Here is a 23,781-nt window from a genome sequence, read left to right on the forward strand (position 1 = left end):
TCTTCAGCCCGATGTCTGCTGCCCCACTGTCCAGCACCGCCAGCAGCGATGAAGCGTTGCTGGCGCGTTATCGCGCCGGAGAGCCCGCGGCCTTCGAGGTGCTGTACCAGCGCCATCGTCAGGGTCTCTACGGGTTTCTGGTGCGCTTGTGCGGCCAGCCTGAAGTGGCGGAAGAGGTCTACCAGGAAACCTGGATGAGCCTGATCCGCAGCAGCAGTCAGCCTCGGGGACGAGCCAGCTTTCGCACGTGGCTGTACCAGATTGCGCGCAATCGCTTGATCGACCACTGGCGCAAGCACGGTATGCGCAACCCGCTGCACGATAGCTACGACGAACAGCTGCATGGTGAAGTGGACCAGGCTGCCGGTCCCGAGCAGCAACTGAGCCTGAGCCGCGATCAGCAGCGCATTGAAGCGGCGTTGCTGGACCTGCCCGCCGACCAGCGCGAAGTGTTCCTGCTGCGAGCTAACGGCGAGTTGGAGTTGCCGCAGATTGCCAGCCTGACTCAGGCCCCGCTGGAAACCGTGAAGAGCCGTTTCCGTTATGCGTTGAAAAAATTGCGTCGGCTCCTGGCCGAGGAGGTACTCACATGACTGACGCCCGACAGACACCCTCCCCTGAAGAGCAGTTGCTTGCTCACGTCCGCGAACACAGTCGCGTCGAACCGCCGGCCCATCTCGATGCCTTGATCCTGGCGACTGCGCGCCGTGAAGCACCTGCGCCCAGGCCTGGTCTTTGGCAGCGCTGGCTACTGGCCTGCCAGCGACCGCGTTATCAGTTGGCCTTCGCCAGCCTGTTTGGCGTAGCGCTGGTCATCGGCGTGCTGCAACACTCGCCGGAACAGTATCCGCAACAGGCTTTTTCCCCGGCTCCCGGCAAACCCATGGCCCGCCAGGCGCCACCACGTTCCGCCGAGTTGGCGGGGGCCTTGAGCGCCCCAGCGCCTGTTGCTCCAGCCGCACCTGCAGCAGGTTTTGCCATGGCGCCGCCCATGGACATGCTCAGTGACCAAGCGCCATCCGAGGCGATCAAGTTCCGGGCAGAGACGTCCAGGCTGGCCAAGCGCGTCTCGGCCAAGGCGTCGGTAACCGAGAACCTGGATGAGCAACTTGAGGAAGTACTGCGCCTATGGCAACAAGACAAGACCCAGGAGGCGGATGAGCTGCTGGTTCGCCTGCACCAGACTTATCCACAGGAGGATCTGGGCAAGCGCCTGGAAGCCATGCGTCGTCCATAACGCGCAGGGGTTGGCTGTCGTTGCAGAAAACGCGCACTATCAGGCCAGTTTCCAGAAAGTGAGAGGCCGGTCATGGCACCCCGCATCGACCGTATTGCTGCAATGTTGAACTGCCCGATCAAGGGCGCTGATATCCGTCAGGCCATCAAGGAGAGTCGCAAGGACTCAGAGGACTCAGAGGAGTTGGAGGACGATTCAGAGGATTCAGAGGATTCAGAGGACGACAGTGAGGAGCAAGAGGCCCTGTGACCGTCTGCGACGGCCAGGCTTGATTGCCGCTCACTTCGATGGCTTGAGTGTGTTCCGGTGAAGTCGGGTTTGGGTCTGTGCCCGGTATCTGCTAGCCTTCTGCCGAGAATGGCTAAGCGCCATTACGTGTTCCGATAAAAATTCGTTCTACATCAAGCGCTAATAGAGCGACAGCCTCTATGCGAGCCTGCGCACGAGCAAAAATTGCCGAGCGTTAACCCGGCTGTCGCTGGAGCGGATAACTTCAGGCGGGATCAAGCGGATAACAGGTTAAGTCGTCTTGGGTCTTGCCGATAAACAGACGGGACATGGGGTCGGTAGATAACGATGGATTCCATACTCGGGGTGAGCATGGGAGCAAGTGCATACCGTTGAATGTTCGGCATTGACAGAACTGGTTTGAAAGGGAAAAGGAGCAATTATGGGAATGGTGTTTTGTCGTGGGTGTGCCAAGCAAATACATGAAAGCGCACTGACTTGCCCTGGGTGTGGAGCTGCTCAGGCGGTGGTCGCGCTGGCGGCACAGCCCGACTCGCGAGGTTCGCCCTGGGTGGCGATTGTTTCATTGGTGCTGGGTATTGCCAGTGCACTGATGTTGTTTGATGACTCCGAGTGGGGTCATGAGGAGATATTGGGATTGGGCATCTTCTCCTTCGCGGGCCTTGTGTCGGGCATCATCAGCATCAACAAGAAAAAGCCGGGCAATGGTATGGCGATTACGGGTGTTGTGCTTTCCGCGATCGCGCTAATGGTGTCTTTGGGTTTATCGCTAGATTAGTGAATTACAAAAGGAGAAGTAAATGAATATGGTTTTTTGCCGTGGTTGTGCAAAAGAAATTCATAGCTCGGCATTGTCGTGTCCACAATGTGGTGCTCAGCAGGCGATTCAAAATATCGCACCCAGTACGCCTGCTGTGACGGGCAACTGGTATGTCGAAGTACTCAAAAAATATGCAGTGTTCACGGGGCGTGCTCGCAGAAAAGAATACTGGATGTTTTTTCTGATCAACTTTCTGATTGCTTTGGGGATTGGCTTTATCGAAGGCTTTTTTGGGGGCAAGGGTTTGCTCTCGAATCTGTATAGCCTTGCAGTGTTCTTGCCGAGTCTGGCTGTGGCGGTACGCCGGATGCATGATACTGATCACAGCGGGTGGTGGATTTTGCTGCCGTTCGTCAACTTGTACTTCCTGGTCAAAGACGGTCAGCCGGGTGACAACCGCTTTGGTCCCAACCCTAAAGCGATTGCTTGAATTTAGTCTTCCAGGACTGTTGAAGGGGTGGCCACATTGGCCACCCTTTTTTGTTCAAGAGGTGTCGGATCCGGTAAATCGCTTTGGAAATCAGCGATAAACGGCACTCTATCCGCCACCACCTAATCGGTTTGGCTCAGGTTGCAGGTGCCGAGGATTCATAATCCCGGCGGCCGCTACGTTCAGGCGTAGGGCGAGGCAGGCAGGTCGGTGAATTCGGCGCCAGCGCCGTCCGCGGCCATGCGCCGCGCTCGCTCCGGTAGCAGCCGGACATGGTTTTCCACCTGCCAGCGATACCAGCTCAGACGCGCGACGATCCGCCGCCGACAACGCTGCGGCAACTGCGCCAGCAGGTCGGTGCTATCAGGGGCCCAGCGGGTTCGGGTGGAGTAGTAGCCGAACAGGTTTTCCCGCAGGCCGAAGCAATCCTCGAAGGTTTCCTCGACGCTGTAAACATAGAGCTCGAAGCTGGCGCTCAACTGTTGCTCGCCGTCCGCGTGGTCTCGCAGGTAAGCGAAGATCCCCGGCCAGTTGATGCAGAACAGATGTTCATCCCAATCGCCATCCCGGGTCAGATACTGGCCCTGGCCGCGAAAGAACTGGGGAATTTCCTGACGTTCCAGGGCCTCTTCAAAGTTGCTTTTCATGATTGGTTTTCCGCTCGTGAACCTTGCACATCCGTAATGCTGACAGACAGCGCCACACACTCGATGACGCAGTCGAAACCGATTTCCAGGCGCAGGTAATAACCAGGGTTAAAGCGGGTCAACTGGGTACGCATGTGCCCGTCGAAACGCGTGCCGCTGAGCGCCAGTTCACTGATGCCCCGGACGTGCAGTTCGAAATTGCAGTGGGTCAGGGCCTGGCTGACCGGCCAGGTGGAGGGCAGGGCCTGGCGCGGCAGTTCGCCAGCCAAGCGCACACTCAACTGTTCGTCTTGAAACTGCGGTCCGGGAGTTTCCAGGTCATGGGGCGTCGCGGCCAGCCCGAATACGGCTTTCCAGGCTTCGCAGTTGTCGATGCTGAACAGCCAGTCGCAGGAGCCGCGATCACGCGCCGGGATTGCCCGGCACTGCGCCAACGATGGCAACTGGGCCCGGAGCAGATCGTCGTGCCAGCGTTCTCGGGCCGCCAGTAGCAGCTGTTGAAAGAAGCCCCGGCTATCGTCGATAAACGCAGGCCAACCTGCGGGCCACTGATCGTCTTGGTAGTCGTCTTCAATGGGTTCCCAGACGTCTTCGAAGTCGAAGTCCGGGTCGTCCAGGGCTGCTTGCAGCACCTCCACCAGCCGTTGCCGATGACGGAAATTCTCCCGAGCATTGCGGCGTGCCAGGCAGTAGTGGCGGATCAGGTATTCACGGTCATTAAGGTCGTTGGGGTCGTAGCGGCTCAGCTCGGCGTCCAGGGCCGGGGGCATGTCATAGCCGATGAAACAGCCGATCCAGCAACGCAGGTCTGGCTGGTACGGCTGATTGAGCAAGGGATGGTGCAGCATCGAGACCTCCTGTCCGGGGCCGTGAATGTAGCAAGTTGCGCCCCGCCAGGACAGCCCCGGCCGGCGAGGTACAGGCGCGGCGCAGAGCCTCAGAAGTCGGCGATGAGCTGCACCCCGCCCACCACCGCTGAATCGGTCTGGGTCAGCCCGCCTGGGTATTTCACGTATTGCAGGTGAGGCCGCACCATCAGCCATTTGGTCGCCTGGTAGCCGTAGTTGATCTCGACGCTGTACTCGCGTTTCTGCTCCGGCAAGTAGAGCGCATTATCCATGGAGCTCACGCTTTCGCCCCGCTCGACGTGGCCTCGCCCTGCGACGTGATCGAATGCACCTCGGTGTTCGCCATGTTGCAGCTGGTGCAAATCACCGACGCGATCCTGATGCTCACCGATACTGTGGTTCGTGATCACGTGCACACCGGCTTGCTCGCGGCGCTGGGCCTGGAGATCGAAGAGCAATTGAGCCCGTTCGGGGTGATGCTGAGGAAGGATGAGCCGCAGAGCCGCGAGCTGGAGATTTTCTTGAAGATGTTGCGCGAGAGGGCATAGCGCCGAGAATGAAAGCTTTGGTTACTAAGTGGTTTTGCATGTCGGCGGTGACGCTGCTTTAAACGATGCACGGGGCAATGGCTCTCCTCTGGAAGGATCCGATGGGTATGAGCGAACACCAGCAAAAGGAATGGAAGGCAACTTGGCGCGATGAGTACCTGAAATGGATATGCGGCTTTGCCAATGCCGCGGGTGGTGTCCTGGAGATCGGGCGTAACGATGCCGGGGCGCCGGTAGACGTGGTCAATGCAGCACGTCTTTTGGAGGAGATTCCCAATAAGGTGCGCGATGTGCTGGGCATCATGGTGGCGGTGAATCTGCATCAGGAAGCTGGCAAGACGCTGTTGCAGATTGTGGTGCCTGCCTATCCTAGCCCGGTCAGCTACAAGGGGGAGTACCACTACCGCAGTGGCAGTACCAAGCAGGAGCTGAAGGGCGCGGCGCTGTCACGCTTTCTGTTGCGCAAGCAGGGCCTGCACTGGGATGGCGTGCCTTTGCCCGGCCTCGGCCTGGATGATTGCCTGCCCGCCGCGCTGCAGGGGTTTCGCACCCGTGCGGCGAAAAGTGGGCGGGTGGACGAAGCCGTACTGGAAGACAGCGACACCGCCCTGCTGGCCAGTCTGCAACTGGAAGAGGGGCAGTACCTCAAGCGAGCCACGGCCCTGTTGTTTGGCAACCAACCCGAACGGTTTGTCCCCGGCGCCTATATCAAGCTTGGTTTTTTCATCACCGATGACGATCTGCGTTATCAGGATGAAATCCATGGAGACCTGTTCTCCCAGGTGGAAAAGGTGCTGGAGCTGTTGCACAGCAAATACCTCAAGGCGTACATCCGCTACGAGGGCATTCAGCGTGTGGAACGCTATCTGTTCCCCTTGCAGGCCCTGCGCGAGGCGCTGCTCAATGCAGTGATCCACAAGGATTACGCCAGCGGCATCCCGATCCAGGTCAGTGTCTATGACCACCAGATCGTGCTCTGGAACCCAGGGCAGTTGCCTGAGCACTGGACCCGGGAGCAGCTGCTGGCCAAGCATCCGTCCCATCCTTTCAACCCGCTGCTGGCTTCGGCATTTTTCCGTGCCGGTTATGTGGAGTCCTGGGGGCGGGGCATTGAGAAGATTTTCAGCGAGTGCCGCAAGCACGGTATTGGCTCGCCGCTGTTCGATATCAGCTTGTCCGGTCTGATGCTCACTTTTCGTGCTGATCCGGCACAGCTGGTTGAGGCCTTGGGTGAGGCGGCCCTGACGGTGGTGGAGATGACTACCCAAGAAACTACCCAAGAAACTACCCAAGAAACTACCCAAGAAATCAGCTCGGAAACGGTTCGCGGGCAGATCGTCGCCCTGTTGCGTCAGCAGCCGCTGGCCACTCGGCGCGATCTGGCAAAACAGCTTGGCCTGAGCCCTGATGGGGTCAAATATCACATGGACAAGTTGCGAGCAGCCGGAGTGGTCCGGCATGTGGGGCCAACCAAAGGCGGGAGTTGGGAAGTGCTCATATGACGGCGGGACTGATTAGGGTGTGCCTTCGAGAATGAGCGGTATCGCCGAAGCAGGGTGGGTATAAGAGGTCTGAAGTGTTCACAAATGAGTATTTGTTACTAGGCCTCAACGGTCAGTAAGAAATGTGCGCTGAGGTCGGCTTTAGTCCGTTTTACCCATTTTTATGGCGTTTGCAGCGGCGTAACGCTCTCCTATACTTGCCCCGGTTTCGCCCTTGGCAATGGCCATTAGCTGTTCTCTAGATTGTTCATCCAGATATGCATGGCGGTCGTGTAAAAGCCTGTTTGCAGCGGTGCGATTGTGAGTAGACGCGTCGGTTCGCGAAATCTTCACTAACTCTTCGTCATTGCAGGTGCTGAATTGCTCCTTGGCATCCTGAAGTTTTTCGCTTTGCTCCTTGAGTGCGCGCATACCCTCTTGGGCGACATACTTGGTGGCCTTGATGATATTTTCTTTGGTGACTGTCGTCTTGACCGCTTCCTTGCCCTTGTCGATGGCGGTGTTTAGCAAGCTCTTCCAATCCATGGTGTTGTCCTTGATTGAAGATAAAGACAAAAGCCCGTTTAACTACGGGCTTTTGCTAGAAGAACATTGACTGTTGCCCGTTAAACCTCCACCGCGGAGATGATTTTGGCATTACCTCGTTCTCTCTCTTTGATCTTCTCTTTGGCCTGACTGGCGCTGCTGGCTTGAACACTTGTAGTTGAAACTGATGAGCTACCAGTACGCGTGTAAGTCACTCTGAAGGTTTTGTTGCTCATGGTCTGGCTCCTTGACGATGTTCGCTATATCAGTAGCGATCCTTGTTACTTTTTTCTGTCGCAAAGACCCTAGCAGTCTTTTTTTGGATTGCCAGTATCGGGGAGGGCGTTTCAGAAGATTGGTAGGAGACGCGAGGAGGTCACCGCAACGAGGTTACGGTACAAGACAAAAAACAAAAAAGCCCCAGGCCTGATGGCCTGGGGCTTTTTCGTTAGAGCTGGTGCACCCGGCGGGATTCGAACCCACGACCCCTGCCTTCGGAGGGCAGTACTCTATCCAGCTGAGCTACGGATGCAGTGCGGGCGACATCATACCTATGTCGACTCGGGGCGTCCACGCCGGTTTTCATCGAGCTTCTCCAGCCGTCGGCAATCCCCGGAAACCCGGGCCATAGCGGCAGTTTTTCCCGCTGAACCGGCCGTGCGGCCCCGCGCACCCTGCAGCCACATCCGTGCAATCACGGGGCACAGGGAGGTGCGGGAAATGAACTGTTCGATGCAAGACGGTCTGCAGGCAGCGCTGGCGGACCAGCTGTTCGAGGCGAGCTGGAAGGCGGTGTTGCCCGGGTTGCAGCGGCGTGCCCGACAGTTGGCGCGGGGCAATGCCGATGGCGCCCAGGAGTGGCTGGCGGCCACGGCGATCAAGGCGCTGTTGTTCTTTCGCCGGTCGCCGGAGCGGATCCGTGACCCCCAGGGCTTCATGTTCCTGGTGCTTGACCATGTGTTTCTCGACAGTTGCCGCCGGCGAGCCCGGGAGCAGCGCCTGTTCGTGGATTTCGCCGATTTCGAACAGGATCCTCTGCAGCAGCTGGAGGCTCCGCAGTTATCGGTGCTGGAGCAAGTGGAGTTGCTGGAAGCCCTGGCCCTGCTCAGTCGACGGGTGGCGCAACTGCCACTGAAGAAGCGCAGGTTGTTTGAACTCAAGTTTGTCGATGACCTGCCTTATCCGCACATTGCCGCCGAGCTGGGGATGAACCAGCCCCTGGCGCGCAAGCATGTACAGCTGTTGCGGGCGCAGTTGCGCTGATCCACCGCGAAGATTCACAGCCGGCCCGCTGAGGCGTTCTCCTTCAGTGAGCCTGTTTTTCGACGCTGTAGCCGGCGCCGCCGCCCCTGCGGTGGGCCATTCCATCTAAGGAGAGATGTATGCCAGATCCAATGGTCAACTCGCAGATCACCGATGCCGTCACCCAGACCAACGTCAAAGTGGTGGCCGAGGCCCCGGCCCAGGCCATCGCCTCGCTGTATCAGGTGGCAAGTCATTCGACGGGGTTGTCGTTGCAGAACGCGGTCAACAGCCAGCAGGCGCTGAACCAGATTTCCAATGCGGTGGTGTCCAAGGCCGTGGCGCTGATCATGGCGATCGGCGAGTAGGGCTGATGGCCCGGGAGAATCGTCATGGCGTGGTTCAAGAAGAAAACTCCACCTGCAGCTGCGGCCGATGAAACCGTGACGGCCGCTGGCGACCCGAGTACCGCTGTTCCGGCCACCGATCCGGCTGCGGCCTCGGTGAGTGCTGCCACTCCGGCGCCCGAGCCTGCAGCCGCCGACTCGGCGGCGGGTCCTCCGCTGTCGAAGTCGCCCGCGGGCACTGCGCGCTCTTCGGTGATGGAGACCATGAACGAGCAGATGCTGAAACAGGCCGCTACTCCCAGCACGGACAGCACCGCGGCCCTGAACAGCCAGATCGTCCAGGCGGTGCAGTTCACCAATGCCCAGACCTTCAGTTATGCCCCGGCACAGATCGCGATCGCACCGGACATGATGATCAGCCAGGCCGCGGGCCTGGTGGCGCAGTCGGCGGCGGGGTACTTCGATGGGGTCAGCAAGCTGGCGCTGGCGGCCCAGGCGGTGCTGCTCAAGCAGATGACCGAGAACATCGTCAAAGAGAACATCAAGGGCGCGGCCGAGGATGCCCTGGGCGCCTTGGCCACGGACCTGCTGGTGGGGGCCGCGGCGGCGGTAGCGGCTGCCGCCGGGGCCATGGAAGCCGAAGCGGCGAGTGTGGCTATCGACAAGATCGACGCCAGCATCGCCAAGTACAGCGCCACCCTGGCCAATCGAGCGGCGTCCTCCTGAAATCCACGGCCCTCGGGCGCGCAAGGCGCCAGGGGAGCTTGTGCCCGAGGGCTCGCGCTGGTGCGTGTCCCTTGTCCCCCTGGCGTTGAAGTTCGACGGACCCGGTGCCCAGCGCTTCAACGCCATTCATCAATAAGGAGCATGAGATGGCGAATGAAGCCCCCAATGCGATCGCGACGATCCTCAGTTTTGCCGAAGCCTATTTGAAGCGCCCGTTGACCATGGTCGAACGCCAGGTGCTGGAGGCCTTTGTGCAGAACAAGCCGCTGGACCTTTCCCAGGCCTCGCAACAAAGCGTCGACCAGGCGCGCCAGCGAGCCATGGAACTGATCCGCAACGACGAGCAGCGCACCCGGCAGGTGATCGATCAGGTGGCCGGCCCCGAAGCCGCCAGCCAGAACAATCCCCAGGCCCGGGAACTGGTGTTGCAGCAACTGCTGGCGGCTGCCGGCTCCCTGGCCCAGGCCCCGGCTGCGCCACCGCCGCCTGCGGTGGATGACCCCGCACTCAAGGGGATGATCACAGACCTGGTGCAGCAAGAAGTGAAGGCTGCGGTCGAGGTCCGCCTGGCCGAGCTGGCGCAGAAAGTCGAAGACACCCTCCAGCAGGTGATTGCGGGCAGTGGGCAATAAACCCCCGCTGAAATAAGCCACTGGCCCCAGGGGCCCGGGTTCACAGGAAAAGGCTTGCCACGTTCACTCAATGACACGGAATGCTCCGTGTTCTAACAAAGGAAGTTGAGCCATGCCACTTGTAAACGAACAAATCACCGATGCCGTCACCCAGACCAACGTCAAGGTCGTCGCTGAAGCGCCGGCCATGGCGATGGGCACCATCTACCAATCGATGGCCCAGGCCACCGCGATCCTGTTCCAGAACTCGGTCTCGGCGCAGCAGCAGCAAAACACCCTGGCCCAGGCCGCGACCAACCAGGGGGTGATGCAGATCTACAGCGTCGACACCACCGCTGGCGCTGCGGCCACCGAGAAGGTTGCCCAAGGCGGGGTTTCCGACAACCTCACCAGCCTGCTGACGGTGCTCAAGTCCTTCCAGGGCTGAGTCGCTGAAAGCGTGATCACCACCTAAGTTGTTCCTGCTAAAAAATGGAGTTTTTATGAGCACAGTCAGTCCGCAAATCACCGATGCCGTCACCCAGACCAACGTCAAGGTCGTCGCCGAAGCGCCGGCCATGTCGATGGGCACCATCTACCAATCCATGGGCCAGTCCGTGGCCATCCTGTTCCAGAACTCGGTTTCGGCGCAGCAGCAGCAAAACACCCTGGCCCAGGCGGCTACCAACCAGGGCGTGATGCAGATCTACAGCGTCGATACCACCGCCGGTGCGGCGGCCACCGAGAAAGTCGCCCAGGGCGGTGTGACCGACAACCTCACCAGCCTGTTGACGGTGCTCAAGTCGTTCAACAGCTGACCGTCCCCAAGGCGTCACGCCAGCGCCCCCGCCGCCTGTTGCAGGCTGCGGGGGCGCTGTCGTTTGCCCGGCGACTTGGGATGCTGATCCGGGTTTTTTACCGCCAAGCGCCTTTACGTTCTTTTTTTCGAACAGCCTATTGTCCTTTACCCCCGTTGACCCTAGGATTCGTTTGAGATTTCAAACGCTCTTGCCTGGGTGCCCAACTGCACGTCTATCCTTGTGTGCGATATTTTCGTGCTTCAACCCAGTGAACGATTTTCCTGACGGCAGCCTTGTCACTGGCCGGTGACCGCGCGACAGCGCTCACTCCTCTGACCAGGTGCCTTTCTACAATCACAATTCGCCCCGCGTATGCGCGGTGCTGTTAAGGAAGCCGACATGCAGCTCAAAGACGCCCAGTTGTTCCGCCAACAAGCCTTCATCGATGGGGCTTGGGTCGACGCGGACAATGGTCAGACGATCAAGGTCAACAACCCCGCTACCGGTGAGATCCTCGGTACCGTGCCAAAGATGGGCGCCGCCGAAACCCGCCGCGCCATCGAAGCCGCCGACAAGGCCCTGCCGGCCTGGCGTGCCCTGACCGCCAAAGAGCGCGCCAACAAGCTGCGCCGCTGGTACGAATTGCTGATCGAAAACCAGGACGACCTCGGTCGCCTGATGACCCTGGAGCAGGGCAAGCCACTGGCCGAAGCCAAGGGCGAAATCGCCTACGCCGCCTCGTTCATCGAGTGGTTCGCCGAAGAAGCCAAGCGCATCTACGGTGACGTGATTCCCGGCCATCAACCCGACAAGCGCCTGATCGTGATCAAGCAGCCGATCGGCGTGACCGCAGCCATCACCCCGTGGAACTTCCCGGCGGCGATGATCACCCGTAAAGCCGGCCCGGCCCTGGCCGCCGGTTGCACCATGGTGATCAAGCCTGCTTCGCAAACCCCGTTCTCGGCCCTGGCCCTGGTTGAACTGGCCCATCGTGCCGGCATCCCCAAAGGCGTGCTGAGCGTGGTTACCGGCAGCGCCGGCGACATCGGCGGCGAGCTGACCAGCAACCCGATCGTGCGTAAATTGTCCTTCACCGGCTCCACCGAAATCGGTCGCCAGCTGATGGCCGAATGCGCCAAGGACATCAAGAAAGTCTCCCTGGAGCTGGGCGGTAACGCGCCATTCATCGTGTTCGACGACGCCGACCTGGATAAGGCCGTCGAAGGCGCGATCATCTCCAAGTACCGCAACAACGGCCAGACCTGCGTCTGCGCCAACCGCCTGTACATCCAGGATTCGGTGTACGACGCCTTCGCCGAGAAACTCAAGGTCGCGGTGGCCAAGCTGAAGATCGGCAACGGCCTGGAAGAAGGCACCACCACCGGTCCCTTGATCGATGAAAAGGCCGTGGCCAAGGTCCAGGAGCACATCAACGATGCCCTGAGCAAAGGCGCGACCCTGCTGGCGGGCGGCAAGTCGATGGAAGGCAACTTCTTCGAGCCGACCATCCTGACCAACGTGCCGAAAAATGCCGCGGTGGCCAAGGAAGAAACCTTCGGTCCATTGGCGCCGCTGTTCCGCTTCAAAGACGAAGCCGAAGTCATCGCCATGTCCAACGACACCGAGTTCGGCCTGGCTTCGTACTTCTATGCCCGTGACCTGGGTCGGGTGTTCCGCGTGGCCGAAGCCCTGGAATACGGCATGGTCGGGGTCAACACCGGTCTGATCTCCAACGAAGTGGCGCCGTTCGGCGGCATCAAGGCCTCGGGCCTGGGCCGTGAAGGTTCCAAGTACGGCATCGAGGACTACCTGGAAATCAAGTACCTCTGCCTGGGCATCTGATTTCGCTTCAAGCGCGGGGGGCACGAGAGCGCTGTCCCTTTGCGCCGCTGTAAAAACGCACTTTTCAAGGTGGCCCGGGAAGGCTCCGACAGTCGATCAACGCATGCTGTCGCAGTCTCTTCCCCGCCCCGCAACCCTTGAATCACGCCGCTCCAGGAGCGGTGAATGAGGATTTTATGAGCAAGACCAACGCATCCCTGATGAAACGCCGTGAAGCCGCTGTCCCTCGCGGTGTTGGCCAGATTCACCCGATCTTCGCCGACAGCGCGAAGAACGCCACCGTCACCGACGTTGAAGGCCGCGAGTTCATCGACTTCGCCGGCGGCATCGCGGTGCTCAACACCGGTCACCTGCACCCGAAAATCATTGCCGCAGTGACCGAGCAGCTGAACAAGCTGACCCACACCTGCTTCCAGGTTCTGGCCTACGAGCCTTACGTGGAACTGTGCGAGAAAATCAACGCCAAGGTCCCGGGTGATTTCGCCAAGAAAACCCTGCTGGTGACCACCGGTTCCGAAGCCGTGGAAAACGCCGTGAAAATCGCCCGTGCCGCCACTGGCCGCGCTGGTGTGATCGCCTTCACCGGCGCCTATCACGGTCGCACCATGATGACCCTGGGCCTGACCGGTAAAGTCGTGCCTTACTCGGCCGGCATGGGCCTGATGCCAGGCGGCATTTTCCGCGCGCTGTACCCGAACGAACTGCACGGCGTGAGCATCGACGACTCGATCGCCAGCATCGAACGTATCTTCAAGAACGATGCCGAGCCACGTGACATCGCCGCGATCATCATCGAGCCGGTGCAGGGCGAAGGCGGTTTCTACGTTGCGCCCAAAGAGTTCATGAAGCGCCTGCGTGCCCTGTGCGACCAGCACGGCATCCTGCTGATCGCTGACGAAGTGCAGACTGGCGCTGGCCGTACCGGCACCTTCTTCGCCATGGAACAGATGGGCGTTGCCGCCGACCTGACCACCTTCGCCAAATCCATCGCTGGCGGCTTCCCGCTGGCCGGTGTCTGCGGCAAGGCCGAGTACATGGACGCCATCGCTCCAGGCGGCCTGGGTGGCACTTACGCCGGTAGCCCGATCGCTTGTGCCGCCGCCCTGGCGGTGATGGAAGTGTTCGAGGAAGAGCACCTGCTGGACCGCTGCAAGGCTGTCGGCGAGCGCTTGGTCACCGGCCTCAAGGCCATCCAGGCCAAGTACCCGGTGATCGGTGAAGTGCGCGCCCTGGGTGCGATGATCGCGGTCGAGCTGTTCGAGAACGGCGACAGCCACAAGCCGAACGCCGCCGCGGTGGCACAGGTTGTGGCCAAGGCCCGCGACAAGGGCCTGATCCTGCTGTCCTGCGGCACCTACGGCAACGTGCTGCGGGTTCTGGTTCCGCTGACTTCGCCGGACGAGCAACTGGACAAAGGCCTGGCAATCATCGAAGAGTGTTTCGCTGAGCTGGCGTGATGTCCGGGCCTGAAGGCCCGCTGTAAAAAAGCCGCTGGCGCCTTTGGCCCAGCGGCTTTTTCTTGCTGGTGATTCAGGCGCTGGCCAGCCAGCCCGCCAGTTGCTGCTGGACCCGTGGATCGAAGAGTTGATGACGGTCCATCCACTCATCGTTGAACACCGTGTCCAGGTACTTCTCGCCGCCATCACAGACCAGCGCGACGATGACGCTGCCCGGTGCTGCGTCCTGGAGGTACTTGAGTGCCTGATACACCACGCCGCCGGCCGAGCCGCCCAACAGCAAGCCATGCTCGCGCGCCAGGTAGCGGGCGGTTTCGAAGGCTTGGGCGTCGGAGACTTTCAACCCCGCATCGATCAGTGGGTAGTCGATCAACGCACCGATCTCGGCGCCTTCCGGCGTGCCCGTCCCGGACTGGTGATAACAGGCGCCGGGGCCGCCGAAAATCACCGAGCCGCTGGGTTCCACCCCCATGACGCGCACCTCGGGGTTATGGACTTTCAGGGCGCGGGCAGTGCCGCACAGCGAACCGCCGGTGCCCACTGCCCCAAACAGGCAGTGCAGCCGTTCACCCAGGACGTTGCGCAACTCCTCGGCCAGGGCCTGATAACCGTTGGCGTTGGCCGGGTTGTTGTGCTGCTGGGTCCAGTAGGCACCCTGTTCCCGGGCGATCCGCTCGGCGGTGGCATCGCGGTCGGCGGTGGCCAGGCCACCGTCGGCGCTGCCGACCCGCACCAGTTGCGCGCCGAAGGCCTGCATGCCCCGCAGCTTTTCCGCCGAGGAGTGATGATCGACCACCGCGGTAAAGCGATAGCCGCGTTCCGCCGCGAGCAGTGCCAGGCCCAGGCCGGTATTGCCCGAGGTGGATTCGACGATCCAGCCGCCGGGCTGCAGCAAGCCCTGGGCTTCAGCTTCATCGATCATTTGCCGGGCCATGCGAATCTTCGCGGTGCCGGTGGGGTTGAACTGTTCCAGCTTGAGCAGTAGTTGGCTGCCGTTGGCGGTTGCACACAACTGGAGCAGCGGTGAAGCGCCGATCAGATCGGAAACACGGTGCTTGATGCCGCAGGTGGCGGGTTGCGAAAGCATGATGACCTCGGAGTATTGAGCGGGCAGTAAAAGGGGCTCGGGTCAGGCAGTGACGGCGTTGTCGCGAAGTGGCTGGCATGGCTGTTCAACGCCGTGCTGCTACGGCAGCCAGCAAGCCTGCAAAGAACCGTGCGTTGTCCTCGGGCAGCCCCAGGGACATGCGGATGCAGCGTTCGTAGCCCGGCTCTCGCCATGCCTTGATGATGATTGCCTGGTCCAGCAGGCGCCGGTTGACCTCCTGGGCATCGACCCCGGTGTCGATGAACAGGAAGTTGGTACGTGATGGCGCCACCTTGAATCCTGCTGCGGTGAGTTGCGCTATCAATGGCTCTCGGGCCTGTTCGGCAAAGGCCCTGCTGCGCTGCACATGCTGCTGGTCGCCCAGGGCCGCGAGCGCGGCATGCTGGGCCGCCAGGTTGATGTTGTAGGGCGTACGAACCCGGTCCAGCGCCTGCACCAGGCTGGGGTCGCTGGCGATTCCGTAGCCCACCCGCAGCCCCGCCAGGCCATAGGCCTTGGAGAAAGTCCGGAGGATGATCCACGGCCGTGGCTGGGCGCGCAGCAGCCGCAGGGCATCGGGGAAGTCCGGAGCGGCGCAGGCGAACTCGTAGTAGGCCTCGTCGATCACCAGCAAGCTGTCGTTGGGAGCCGAGTCGATCAGTTGGGCGAATGCCTGCTGATCGAAAATCGTGCCCAGCGGGTTCGACGGGTTGCTCACCAGGAGCATCTTGGTCGGCAGCGCCAATGCGCTTTGCCAGGCGGCGAGGTTGCAGGAGAAGTCCGGGTTGGCTGCGACCTTGATCACCTGCGCCGCCATCATCAGCGGAAAAATCTCGTGCAGGCCGAAGCACGGCGACTGGGTGACGACCCGATCAGCGGGATCGAGGAAGGCCAGGCACAACAGCTCCAGCAGGTTCTCCGAGCCGTTGCCAATGATCAGGCGTTCGGGATCGCTGTCCAGTTGCTCCCCCAGGGCCCGACGCAGGCGCTGGCTCGCGGGGTCCGGGTAGCGGCTGTAGGCGTCGGCGGGGAGCTGCTCAAGGGCCGTGAGGGCCGCAGGGGCAATGCCCAGGGGGTTTTCGTTGTTGGACAGCTTGAGCAGGGGCTTGTCGGGGCAGCGCAGTGCCACCTGCTGCGGATCGGCCCCCGGGTCATACACCGGCAGCGCCTTGACGCTGCTGCGCAACAGATTGAGCACCGCTGTCGAGGGCGAGGGGGTCATGACGGCTCCTTGGTGGTCTGGGCGCCAGCGGCTGTGAGAGGGGTCGGTCGAGGTTGGGCGAGCAGGGCCTTGAGCTGCTTCTCGAATGAGATCAGCAGCAGGCTGGCGGTGACCGCGAGGCCGATGGCCAGGCCGATCCAGATGCCATAGATGCCATTGGGATTGAGTATCCCCAGCACATAGGCGGCGGGCAGGCCTACCAGCCAATAGCCGCACAGGGAAATGCGAAAAGGCCCGGCGGTGTCGCCGATGCCCCGCAGGATGCCGTTGCCGATGTTCTGGCTGGCATCGAAGAATTGCAGCACTGCGGCGATCAGCAGGCCAGTGGCGGCCAGTGCCAGCACCTCCTGGTTGGCGGCCTGCTCGGCGGAAATGAACAGCCCGACGATCTGCTGCGCAAACAACAGGTAGAGCACCGCGAACAGCAGCATCAGCAGGCCGCCCGCCGCCAGCCCCATGTGCCCCAGTTGCCGGGCGCGTGGATAGTGGCCTGCGGCATAGGCTTCGCTGATGTGGATCGAGGCCGCGTGGGAAATCCCCGCAGAGAACATGAAGACGATGTAGATGATCTGGTTGAGCACGGTCTGCGCGGCCAGTGCCTCCATGCCCAAGGTGCCGATCAGCAGGGTCAGCACGCTGAAGAAGCCCGCTTCCGAAGCATAGGTCCCGGCGATGGGCAGGCCGAGTTTCCACACCGCGTGCAGGGTCGCCCAGGAGCAGCGCAGTTGCCTGGGGGCGAGGTACTGCGCCAGCGTGCGGTTGCTCAGCACCACCGCGAGGAACATCAGGCATGACAGCAGGAACACCAGGCTGCTGGTCAGGGCCACGCCCTCGAAACCCAGGGCCGGCAAGCCGAGCTTGCCGTACACCAGCCCATAGTTGAGGGCCACGGTGAGCCCGATGGAAACCAGGGTGATGGCCAGCAAGGGGCCGGGTTGCTTGAGGCCGACGGTGAAGTGCCGCAGGGTCTGGAACCACAAGCACGGCAGCAGGCCCGGGGCGAGGATGCTCAGGAAGCGCACAGTGTCGGCGGCCACCAGCGGGTCCTGGCCGAGCCAGATCAGCGGTCGCTCCAGAAGCAGCAGCACGCCAATGAACAGCAGGCCGCTGAGGGTGGCCCAGAACAGCCCGGCTACCAGCAGGTGGCTGATCTGCTGCGGGTCCTGGCGCGCATTGGCCTGGGCCACCAGATTGCTGACGCCAGTGACCAGGCCGGTGCCAGTGGTACGCAGTTGATTGAACAGGGCGATAGCCAGACCGCCGGCCGCGATCTCCCGGGTGCCGAGGGTGCCTAACACCAGGATATCGATGGTGGTCAGCGCGACGTGGGCCAGGTTGGTCAGGATCAAGGGCCCGGCGAGCAGCAGCAGGGGCAGGAATTCAAGTTTCCACAGCGGCCAGCCGCGCAGGTTTGCGTTCACCATAGCTTGACCCTCTGTCCACGGTTGGCGGCCAGGGCCAGGTCGGCCAGGTAGCGTCCCAGGGCGACGTCGGTGACCACCATGCCGCTGTTGTAGGCGAAGACCACATCCTGCTCGTGGCGTCGTGCCGGTGCGTGGCCAAGGAGGATGTCCGGCAGCTCGGCATCCACCGCCGGCAGGCTGCCGTCGGCGGCGGCGAGGTCGGCGCTGGTGACGCGCATCTGGGCGCTGTCGGTAGCAATGCGGTAGTCGGCGCCATGCAGCACATCGGCATCGATCCCGTAGCCCACCAGCACCGCCACGGCACCGGGCTTGAGCCAGGCACGGCGGACCTGCTGGCGGGCAGTCAGGCCGGCGACCCCAAGAATGATATCGGCGTTCGCCGCGGCTTCAGGCAGGTTGCTGACCACCTCGACGTCGCGCCCCGGGCAGTGCCGTTGCAGTTGCTCGCGCACGGCTTTGAGGCCCTCGGCGTAGTGGCCGTAGACCTGCAGTCGCTCCAGGCCGGGCAGGGCGGCGACCAGCATCGGCAAGGCCATCTGTCCTTGCACGCCCGTGCCCACCACCAGCGCGGTACGCGCTTCGGGGCAAGCGGCCCGGGCCATCAGCGCCGAGGTGGCGGAGGTGCGCATCGGCCCCAGCTGGGCCACGTCCATCAAGGCGATGGGTTGGCCGCTGTGGTCATCGCAGAGAAAGATGAAGGAGTGAAAACCATAGGCGTCGCGCTGGCGTTGCGGGTCGTGTTCGTACACCACCTTGAACCCCAAGGTCTGGCTGGCGCCGTCGCGGCCGACCATGGAGTAGCTGATGGAGCGCTGGTCGGCAGGTTCGACGATGGTCTTCAGTGGGTTTTGCGAATCGCCTTGGCGCAGGGCGATATAGGCCTGCTCCACCACTTTGAGCACATCGACATAACGTATACCCAGGTCTTCCAGGGCGGTTTGCGGCAGCACCCAGAGCTCGCCGGAGGCAGCGTATTGCGTTGAGCGGTTCATCCTGATTCCTCTTGGCAAACAAAAACTCACGCCAGCCCGTCGAGCTTCCAGCGCAGGGCGTGACCGTCGAGCTCGACGACCACCTTGTGGGGCAGCCGGGCCTCATGAAAGGGCGACTCGTTGGAGTCCATCTGGTAGCCGGCGGTATTCAGGTAGAGCAGCAGGTCGCCGGGGCGCACCGGGTGCTCGAAGCGGATCTTGCGCCAGGTCAGCATGTCGGCCTCCAGGCAGCTCGAACCGCCGATGCAGGCAACAAAGGGCGCGGGTTCGCGGGGGCTGGCGGTGAGCAGCACAGGCTCTGGCAGGTACTCGCTGTTGAACCACTGTTCCGAGAGGCTGAAGCTGCTGCCCTCGACCGTGACCATGGCGTAGCCGTGGCTGGTGCTGCGGTCCTTGACCGCCTGGACCCGGAACGCGCTGAGGCCGGCTTGGTCCAGCAGCGCGCGCCCTGGCTCGATGAGCAGTTCGATCGCCTGCCGGGCGGCCTTCTGTCCCAGGTTCAGGCCGTCGCCAACGGCGCTGGCGAGGAGGTCCGCCAAGGCCTCGGCACCGGCCCGGGGCGAGCCGTAGGGATAGAACCCGGCAAAGGCCCGAGCCGCGTGGTAATGGTCCGGGCGATTGTTTTCGCAGAAGGCTTTCCAGGCCTGCGGGTCGACATAGCGCACGGCCAGGCCACCGCCCAGGTTGACCTTGCTGCAGTGTTCCAGGCCGGCTTTGCGGGCGGCGATGCATTGCTCGAGCAATTGGTTGGCGGTGCTGGCGCGCTCTGCCACGGAGTAACCGCCGAGGTGGAAGGAAAACCCCAATAGCTTCAGCCATTGACGCTGCGCGTAGCAGTAGGCGATAGCCGCCTGGCACTCTTGTTCCTGGAGGCCGAAGCGGCTGTCGGGCTGGCTGTCGGGCTGCCAGCGCAAGAGGATGTTGACGGGCTGCTGGCGTTGTTGGGCCATCTGTTGCACGCGCTGCAACTCTGCCAGGGAGTCGATGGCCAGCAAGCACTGATGACTGATGCACAGGGCCAACAGACGGTCGCTTTTCTCCGGCCCTGAGACCCCGATGTGTTGCCCCGCAACCCCTCCGGCCAGGGCCTTTTCCAGCTCACCGACACTGGCCACGTCGACGCCGACTCGTTGCGCTGCGCAGGCCTGTACCAGGCAGTCGGCCTTATTGGCTTTCTTCGCGAACAGCAGCGAGCCGCTGGCCGGGCTCTGTGCGAAGGCTTGCTGGAAGCGTCGAAGGTTTTCCGTGAACACCTGGGGCAACATCACGTGCAAGGGCGACCCCAGGCCTGCCACCAGGCGCTGCAGTTCTTCCGGGTAGTGGCGCAAAAGTCGTTCCACCAGCGGGTGCCGCAGGCTGCTCAGTGAGACGCTGCCAGGGTCGGCGGCGATGGAGTGATCGCAGGAGGGCTGCTGCATGACTGACATGTTCATCCTTGGTTGAGTCTGGGGCCGTGCCTGGTGCTCAGGTCAGAATTCGAAGCGGGCCGAGAAGAACACCTCACGCTCGCGGCCCACCTCCAGCCCGCCCTGGTAGTAGGTGCTGGCGTAGTAATAGGTGTTGGTCAGGTTCTTGCCGTGCACCCGATAGGTCACCGGCGTCCCGCCCAGGCGGGTCTTGTAGCTGGCACCGGCGTCGAGCAAGGCGTAGCCGGGGATGTAGCCGCTGTTTTGCGGATCCACCGGGCGGCTGCCGACCATACTCAGGCTGCTGTCCACAGACAGGCCGGGCAGGCTTTGCACCTGGTACTCGGCCCCCAGGGCGCCTTTCCATTTCGGCACGCCCTCGGTGCGCTTGCCGACCACGCTGATGTCGTCCACGGCTTCGAGGCGGGTCGCCAGGTAGGCGAGGTTGGCGTTGAGGGTCAGTGAGTCGGTGAGGCGGTCGTTGAGCGTGAGTTCGATGCCGCGATGGCGATATTCGCCCTTGCTGACGAAGGTGTTGCTGGTATCCAGGTAGCTGGCGTTACGGCGGATCTCGAACAGTGCCAGGCCCAGGTTGATGCGCGAGTCGATCTCGGCCTTGAGGCCGATCTCGTATTGCTCGGACTCGATGGCGTCGGTGGGCTGGTTCTTGTTGGTGGCGTTCCAGGGCGCGTAGTCGCCTTTTTCCAGGCCGCGGGAATAGCTCACGTAGGTCATCAAGTTTTCCAGCGGGCGATAGATCAGTGCCCCGCTGGGGATAAACACGTCGTGGCTCTGGGGCTGGGCATTGGCCGACAGATGATCGGCGCGGTACCAGATGTAGCGACCGCCGAGCAGCACTTGGAACTGCTCGTTGAGGGAGATCAGGTCGCTGGCGAATACCGAGCTTTCCTTGATTCGGGAGACGAATTCGATGTCGTTTTCCGGGCCGAAATGATGCTTGGGCGGTTGCACCGGATGCAGGATATTGCCCACTGAAACATCACCGACGCTGATCCCCGGTGTAGCGCTGTTGATGTCGTCCCAGGCCGGGCTGCGGTCCTTGAACTGCTTGTAGCCGGTACCCAGGAACACATCGTGGTAGAGCGTGCCGGTGTTGAATTTGCCGGCCAGGTAGGACTGCAACGACCAGGTGCTGAACACCTCGCCGCGCGAGACGTAGAAGTCGGCCCGGCCGATATCGCCGTTGGGCTGGATGTCGAACAGGTCGTTGTAGCCTCCGTGGCGCTCGACCCGCGAGTAGTTGGCCTGGGTGATCGAGGTCCAGTTGTCGTCGAGGCTGTACTCGAACTTGGCATCAATATTCTTGCCTTCGGTCTGGTGTCGGAACCAGGAGCCGGTGAGCAGGTCGCGGCGGTTGACCCTGGGTGGCCGTACATAGCTCGAAGCATCCAGCGGGTTGGCGCGGTGGCTCTGGTCGGCTCGCAGCAAGGGGTCGGCCACCGTGGATTTCCACGACCAGTCGGTATTGAGCTGCAGCAGCGCCCGGTCGCTCAGGCGAAAGTCGGTGGCCAGGCCGATGAATTTGCGCTCCAGGTCCCGGGCGTGATCGTAGTCGCCGTTTTTCTCGTAGCCGGCATTCAAGCGGTAGCCGAACGTGTCGTCGTCGGTCGAGTTGCTGTTGTCGATGGCCACGTAGCGGCCGGTCAGCGACGAACCTTGCAGGGTGAGATTGAGCAGCGGGTCGCGGGTCGGGCGCTTGAGGATGTAGTTGATCGTGCCGCCGGGTGAGTTGACGCCGTACAGAAAGCCCGAGGGGCCCTTGAGTACGTCTATGCGCTCGACGTTTTCCAGTGGCACGTCATGGTGCGGTGCCAGCGTCAGGCCGTCGCGGCGCAGGGTGTTGAAGTTGTCCATGGCGAAGCCGCGCAAGCGGAAGTTGTCGAAGCCACTGCCGGCCGAGGCACTGAGGATCGACGGGTCCAGGCTCAGTACATCGACTGCGGTTCGCGCAGACGAATCGGCGATGGTCTTGGCTCCGTAGCTCTGGATCACCAAGGGTATTTCCAGGGTGTTCTTGGCGCCGAATGCCCCGGCATTGACTTCAAAGGCATCGTTCAGCGGTGGGGCAATGACCCGGGTTGCATCGAGGCCCAGGACCGGCGCCTTGCGCTCGTCTTCGGTCTCTTGTGCTTGGGCGGCAGGCAGGCCGGAGAAAGCTGAAACAACGCTGGCAAAAACCGTGAAGGCACAGCGTGCCGGTGATCCGTACAACTCGTTCATCTGTAGTCCCTTAACTCAACGGAGTGTGCAATTGCGCCGCTGTTCCAACCTGCAACCGCTGTGGCTAGCCGATGAGCATGGCTCTGGTACTGAGGCCGAAGGCACTGCTGGCGTCAGCTCTCAGCATGAGAACCGTTATCAATGGATACATTATAACGTTTTGTTTTATGGCGCAACGCTGCACTATGCTGTCCCTTGTCGGTGGGTCGCTCGGCGCCTGGAGGATTTTTTTCAACGGAGTTTGTTGAATTTTTGCGGAGCCATCGGCGTTTTGGCCTGTATGAATCCTGCTGCTTTGACTAAGGTGCACCCATAGTTACCGGAGCGTGCTGCATGACCGCTGTTGATTTACCTGCTGTACCTCGCGTGCTGATTGCCGAGGCCGACCCCTGGTCCCGTGATCTGCTCAAGCAAGTTCTGTTGAACGTGCGCTGTGACGCACGCCTGGACCTGTGTGCCGACGGTCAGGAGGCCATGGACCTGCTGAGCGCCATACCCTACGACCTGATCATTGCCGACTGGGAACTGCCGGGCGTTGATGGCCTCTCGGTACTGCGCGCGGTGCGCCAGCGCAAGCGCAATCCGTTGCAGCCGTTCATTCTGCTCAGTGCGCGCAACGACAGCGCCAGTGTGCGCGAGGCGCTGCCTTTGGCGCCCACTGCCTACCTGACCAAACCCTTGAACTTGGAAGGCCTGACCCAGCGCCTGCAGGGGCTGTTGCTGGCCGACGGCCAAGAGGTTTCCTGCGAGGTGCCGGCGCTGGCTCCGGGCATGACCTTGTGGGATTTTCTCGAACGCCGGCGTGAGACCGCCGACGGTGCCCCGCTGCTGACCGACGTGCAACTGGCGGTCAAGCGCAGCCTCAGTCCCAATGACCTGGACCTCAAGCTGCTGCAAGACGAACTGCACACCGACCCCCAGGTCACCGCAGTGCTGATTGCTGCGGCCAACAGCGCCGCGCAACACAATGGCGATGGCGTGCAGACCTTGTCCCAGGCCCTGCATCAGTTGGGCACCGGGCAGAGCATGAACCTGATTCTCGGCCTGGTCCTCAAGCGCAGCGCCCGTCTCAGCGATCCAGCCTTGGCCGACTACGCCGAACGTTACTGGGGCTTGTCACTGCACACCGCTGAATACGGCCGGACCCTGGCCCGCCTGCTGGATCTGGACCAGGAACGCTGTTACTGCGCCGGCCTCTTGCACCGACTCGGTGACCTGGCCTTGCTGCGTTGCCTGCAAGAGTGGAAGCAAGCCGGGGGCGAGCTGGACGACCAGGAAGAGATCGGTGACGCCCTGGAGCGCTTTGGCGCCGCCTACGGCTCAGCCCTGCGCACCCGCTGGCGCATGCCTCTGGAGCTGCGTGAACTGATCGCCTCGATCTACCAATTGGGTGGTGGTGTCTACTCCCGCGAAGCCCTGGTGATGAACCTGGCGGCGCAACTGGCGCGGCTGACACCTACCGAGGGCGTGGAGGCGGTAGCCCGCAGCAAGACTGCGCGCCTGCTGAAGATTGGCTTGCCGGAGCTGACCCGCCTGCGCAAAGGCTGATGGCAGGAGCCGGCCTGCCGGCGAAACGCC

The 23,781-nt window shown here is 61.9% G+C and carries 27 protein-coding genes and 1 tRNA gene; 16 read left to right on the plus strand and 12 right to left on the minus strand.

The features are described from left to right. The first annotated feature begins 11 nt into the window (after positions 1 to 11). From GV818_RS00055 to GV818_RS00070, 5 genes are all read left to right on the plus strand, one after another. Positions 12 to 593: an RNA polymerase sigma factor gene (locus GV818_RS00055; protein WP_161753930.1), complete on the plus strand. Its 582-nt coding sequence runs from the start codon at positions 12 to 14 to the stop codon at positions 591 to 593. Next, positions 590 to 1,237 (plus strand): hypothetical protein, encoded by a 648-nt coding sequence (locus GV818_RS00060; protein WP_161753932.1) that lies wholly within the window; start codon positions 590 to 592, stop codon positions 1,235 to 1,237. Before GV818_RS00055 ends, GV818_RS00060 begins: the two co-directional genes overlap by 4 nt. Positions 1,238 to 1,309: 72 nt before the next feature. Next, complete coding sequence (locus GV818_RS34040; protein WP_178124652.1) at positions 1,310 to 1,486, plus strand: hypothetical protein; 177 nt, start codon at positions 1,310 to 1,312, stop codon at positions 1,484 to 1,486. 421 nt (positions 1,487 to 1,907) lie between these two features. Then, positions 1,908 to 2,264: a DUF4190 domain-containing protein gene (locus GV818_RS00065; protein ID WP_161753934.1), complete on the plus strand. Its 357-nt coding sequence runs from the start codon at positions 1,908 to 1,910 to the stop codon at positions 2,262 to 2,264. A gap of 28 nt (positions 2,265 to 2,292) precedes the next feature. Beyond that, positions 2,293 to 2,736, plus strand: a complete 444-nt coding sequence (locus GV818_RS00070) for a DUF805 domain-containing protein (protein WP_161754613.1) — start codon at positions 2,293 to 2,295, stop codon at positions 2,734 to 2,736. A gap of 182 nt (positions 2,737 to 2,918) precedes the next feature. Here GV818_RS00070 and GV818_RS00075 read toward each other — a convergent pair whose 3' ends face one another. The 3 genes from GV818_RS00075 to GV818_RS00085 all read right to left on the minus strand — a co-directional run bounded on the left by GV818_RS00075 (position 2,919) and on the right by GV818_RS00085 (position 4,503). Further along, the gene (locus GV818_RS00075; RefSeq protein ID WP_161753936.1) at positions 2,919 to 3,383 is read right to left on the minus strand and encodes a hypothetical protein; all 465 of its coding nucleotides are present in this window, start codon (positions 3,381 to 3,383) and stop codon (positions 2,919 to 2,921) included. Next, a complete protein-coding gene (locus tag GV818_RS00080; RefSeq protein ID WP_161753938.1) occupies positions 3,380 to 4,231 on the minus strand; it encodes a hypothetical protein in 852 nt (283 codons plus the stop codon). The genes GV818_RS00075 and GV818_RS00080 overlap by 4 nt, the downstream gene beginning before the upstream one ends. Positions 4,232 to 4,320: 89 nt before the next feature. Then, the gene (locus GV818_RS00085) at positions 4,321 to 4,503 is read right to left on the minus strand and encodes a carbohydrate porin (protein WP_161753940.1); all 183 of its coding nucleotides are present in this window, start codon (positions 4,501 to 4,503) and stop codon (positions 4,321 to 4,323) included. A 27-nt stretch (positions 4,504 to 4,530) separates the two neighbouring features. On the opposite strand from GV818_RS00085, the gene GV818_RS00090 reads away from it, so the two are divergent. After that, entirely contained in the window at positions 4,531 to 4,779 is a 249-nt protein-coding gene (locus GV818_RS00090) for a LysR substrate-binding domain-containing protein (RefSeq protein WP_368668870.1), read from the plus strand. A gap of 107 nt (positions 4,780 to 4,886) precedes the next feature. Beyond that, positions 4,887 to 6,281 (plus strand): ATP-binding protein, encoded by a 1,395-nt coding sequence (locus GV818_RS00095; protein ID WP_161753942.1) that lies wholly within the window; start codon positions 4,887 to 4,889, stop codon positions 6,279 to 6,281. Between the two features lie 141 nt (positions 6,282 to 6,422). On the opposite strand, the gene GV818_RS00100 is transcribed toward GV818_RS00095, so the two are convergent. The 3 genes from GV818_RS00100 to GV818_RS00105 form a co-directional block, all read right to left on the minus strand. Then, positions 6,423 to 6,806 (minus strand): hypothetical protein, encoded by a 384-nt coding sequence (locus GV818_RS00100; protein WP_161753944.1) that lies wholly within the window; start codon positions 6,804 to 6,806, stop codon positions 6,423 to 6,425. An 80-nt stretch (positions 6,807 to 6,886) separates the two neighbouring features. Beyond that, positions 6,887 to 7,042 (minus strand): hypothetical protein, encoded by a 156-nt coding sequence (locus GV818_RS34045; RefSeq protein WP_178124653.1) that lies wholly within the window; start codon positions 7,040 to 7,042, stop codon positions 6,887 to 6,889. A 219-nt stretch (positions 7,043 to 7,261) separates the two neighbouring features. Continuing rightward, positions 7,262 to 7,338 (minus strand) — tRNA-Arg (locus tag GV818_RS00105). 188 nt (positions 7,339 to 7,526) lie between these two features. Between GV818_RS00105 and GV818_RS00110 the strand changes: the two genes are divergently transcribed. The 8 genes from GV818_RS00110 (at position 7,527) to gabT (ending at position 13,831) form a co-directional block, all read left to right on the plus strand. Next, positions 7,527 to 8,069, plus strand: coding sequence for an RNA polymerase sigma factor (locus GV818_RS00110; RefSeq protein ID WP_161753946.1), 543 nt, complete (start codon positions 7,527 to 7,529; stop codon positions 8,067 to 8,069). 119 nt (positions 8,070 to 8,188) lie between these two features. Next, positions 8,189 to 8,416: a RebB family R body protein gene (locus tag GV818_RS00115; protein WP_092318452.1), complete on the plus strand. Its 228-nt coding sequence runs from the start codon at positions 8,189 to 8,191 to the stop codon at positions 8,414 to 8,416. 24 nt (positions 8,417 to 8,440) lie between these two features. After that, positions 8,441 to 9,121, plus strand: a complete 681-nt coding sequence (locus GV818_RS00120; RefSeq protein ID WP_161775579.1) for a hypothetical protein — start codon at positions 8,441 to 8,443, stop codon at positions 9,119 to 9,121. Between the two features lie 146 nt (positions 9,122 to 9,267). Next, positions 9,268 to 9,753: a hypothetical protein gene (locus GV818_RS00125; RefSeq protein WP_161775580.1), complete on the plus strand. Its 486-nt coding sequence runs from the start codon at positions 9,268 to 9,270 to the stop codon at positions 9,751 to 9,753. A 112-nt stretch (positions 9,754 to 9,865) separates the two neighbouring features. Continuing rightward, positions 9,866 to 10,180 (plus strand): RebB family R body protein, encoded by a 315-nt coding sequence (locus GV818_RS00130; RefSeq protein ID WP_025128569.1) that lies wholly within the window; start codon positions 9,866 to 9,868, stop codon positions 10,178 to 10,180. 55 nt (positions 10,181 to 10,235) lie between these two features. After that, positions 10,236 to 10,550 carry a RebB family R body protein gene (locus GV818_RS00135; RefSeq protein ID WP_161753951.1) on the plus strand — a complete coding sequence of 105 codons (315 nt, stop codon included), beginning with the start codon at positions 10,236 to 10,238 and terminating at the stop codon, positions 10,548 to 10,550. 381 nt (positions 10,551 to 10,931) lie between these two features. Further along, entirely contained in the window at positions 10,932 to 12,374 is a 1,443-nt protein-coding gene (gene gabD / locus GV818_RS00140; RefSeq protein ID WP_161753953.1) for an NADP-dependent succinate-semialdehyde dehydrogenase, read from the plus strand. A gap of 176 nt (positions 12,375 to 12,550) precedes the next feature. Continuing rightward, complete coding sequence (gabT, locus tag GV818_RS00145; RefSeq protein ID WP_161753955.1) at positions 12,551 to 13,831, plus strand: 4-aminobutyrate--2-oxoglutarate transaminase; 1,281 nt, start codon at positions 12,551 to 12,553, stop codon at positions 13,829 to 13,831. A 73-nt stretch (positions 13,832 to 13,904) separates the two neighbouring features. On the opposite strand, the gene GV818_RS00150 is transcribed toward gabT, so the two are convergent. The 6 genes from GV818_RS00150 to GV818_RS00175 form a co-directional block, all read right to left on the minus strand. Further along, positions 13,905 to 14,918 (minus strand): PLP-dependent cysteine synthase family protein, encoded by a 1,014-nt coding sequence (locus GV818_RS00150; protein ID WP_161753957.1) that lies wholly within the window; start codon positions 14,916 to 14,918, stop codon positions 13,905 to 13,907. 85 nt (positions 14,919 to 15,003) lie between these two features. Further along, positions 15,004 to 16,140 carry an aminotransferase class I/II-fold pyridoxal phosphate-dependent enzyme gene (locus GV818_RS00155; protein WP_161753959.1) on the minus strand — a complete coding sequence of 379 codons (1,137 nt, stop codon included), beginning with the start codon at positions 16,138 to 16,140 and terminating at the stop codon, positions 15,004 to 15,006. Further along, positions 16,137 to 17,564, minus strand: coding sequence for an MATE family efflux transporter (locus GV818_RS00160; RefSeq protein WP_161775581.1), 1,428 nt, complete (start codon positions 17,562 to 17,564; stop codon positions 16,137 to 16,139). The genes GV818_RS00155 and GV818_RS00160 overlap by 4 nt, the downstream gene beginning before the upstream one ends. Next, the gene (locus GV818_RS00165) at positions 17,558 to 18,556 is read right to left on the minus strand and encodes an ornithine cyclodeaminase (protein ID WP_161753963.1); all 999 of its coding nucleotides are present in this window, start codon (positions 18,554 to 18,556) and stop codon (positions 17,558 to 17,560) included. The genes GV818_RS00160 and GV818_RS00165 overlap by 7 nt, the downstream gene beginning before the upstream one ends. 26 nt (positions 18,557 to 18,582) lie before the next feature. Then, entirely contained in the window at positions 18,583 to 19,983 is a 1,401-nt protein-coding gene (locus GV818_RS00170; RefSeq protein ID WP_218586296.1) for an alanine racemase, read from the minus strand. A 42-nt stretch (positions 19,984 to 20,025) separates the two neighbouring features. Further along, entirely contained in the window at positions 20,026 to 22,203 is a 2,178-nt protein-coding gene (locus GV818_RS00175) for a TonB-dependent siderophore receptor (protein ID WP_161775582.1), read from the minus strand. Between the two features lie 333 nt (positions 22,204 to 22,536). Here GV818_RS00175 and GV818_RS00180 point away from each other — a divergent pair, with 333 nt between their 5' ends. Beyond that, entirely contained in the window at positions 22,537 to 23,751 is a 1,215-nt protein-coding gene (locus GV818_RS00180; protein ID WP_161753967.1) for an HDOD domain-containing protein, read from the plus strand. The last annotated feature ends 30 nt before the right edge of the window (positions 23,752 to 23,781 follow it).

Source organism: Pseudomonas sp. Fl4BN1 (assembly GCF_009908285.1).
Lineage (GTDB): Bacteria > Pseudomonadota > Gammaproteobacteria > Pseudomonadales > Pseudomonadaceae > Aquipseudomonas.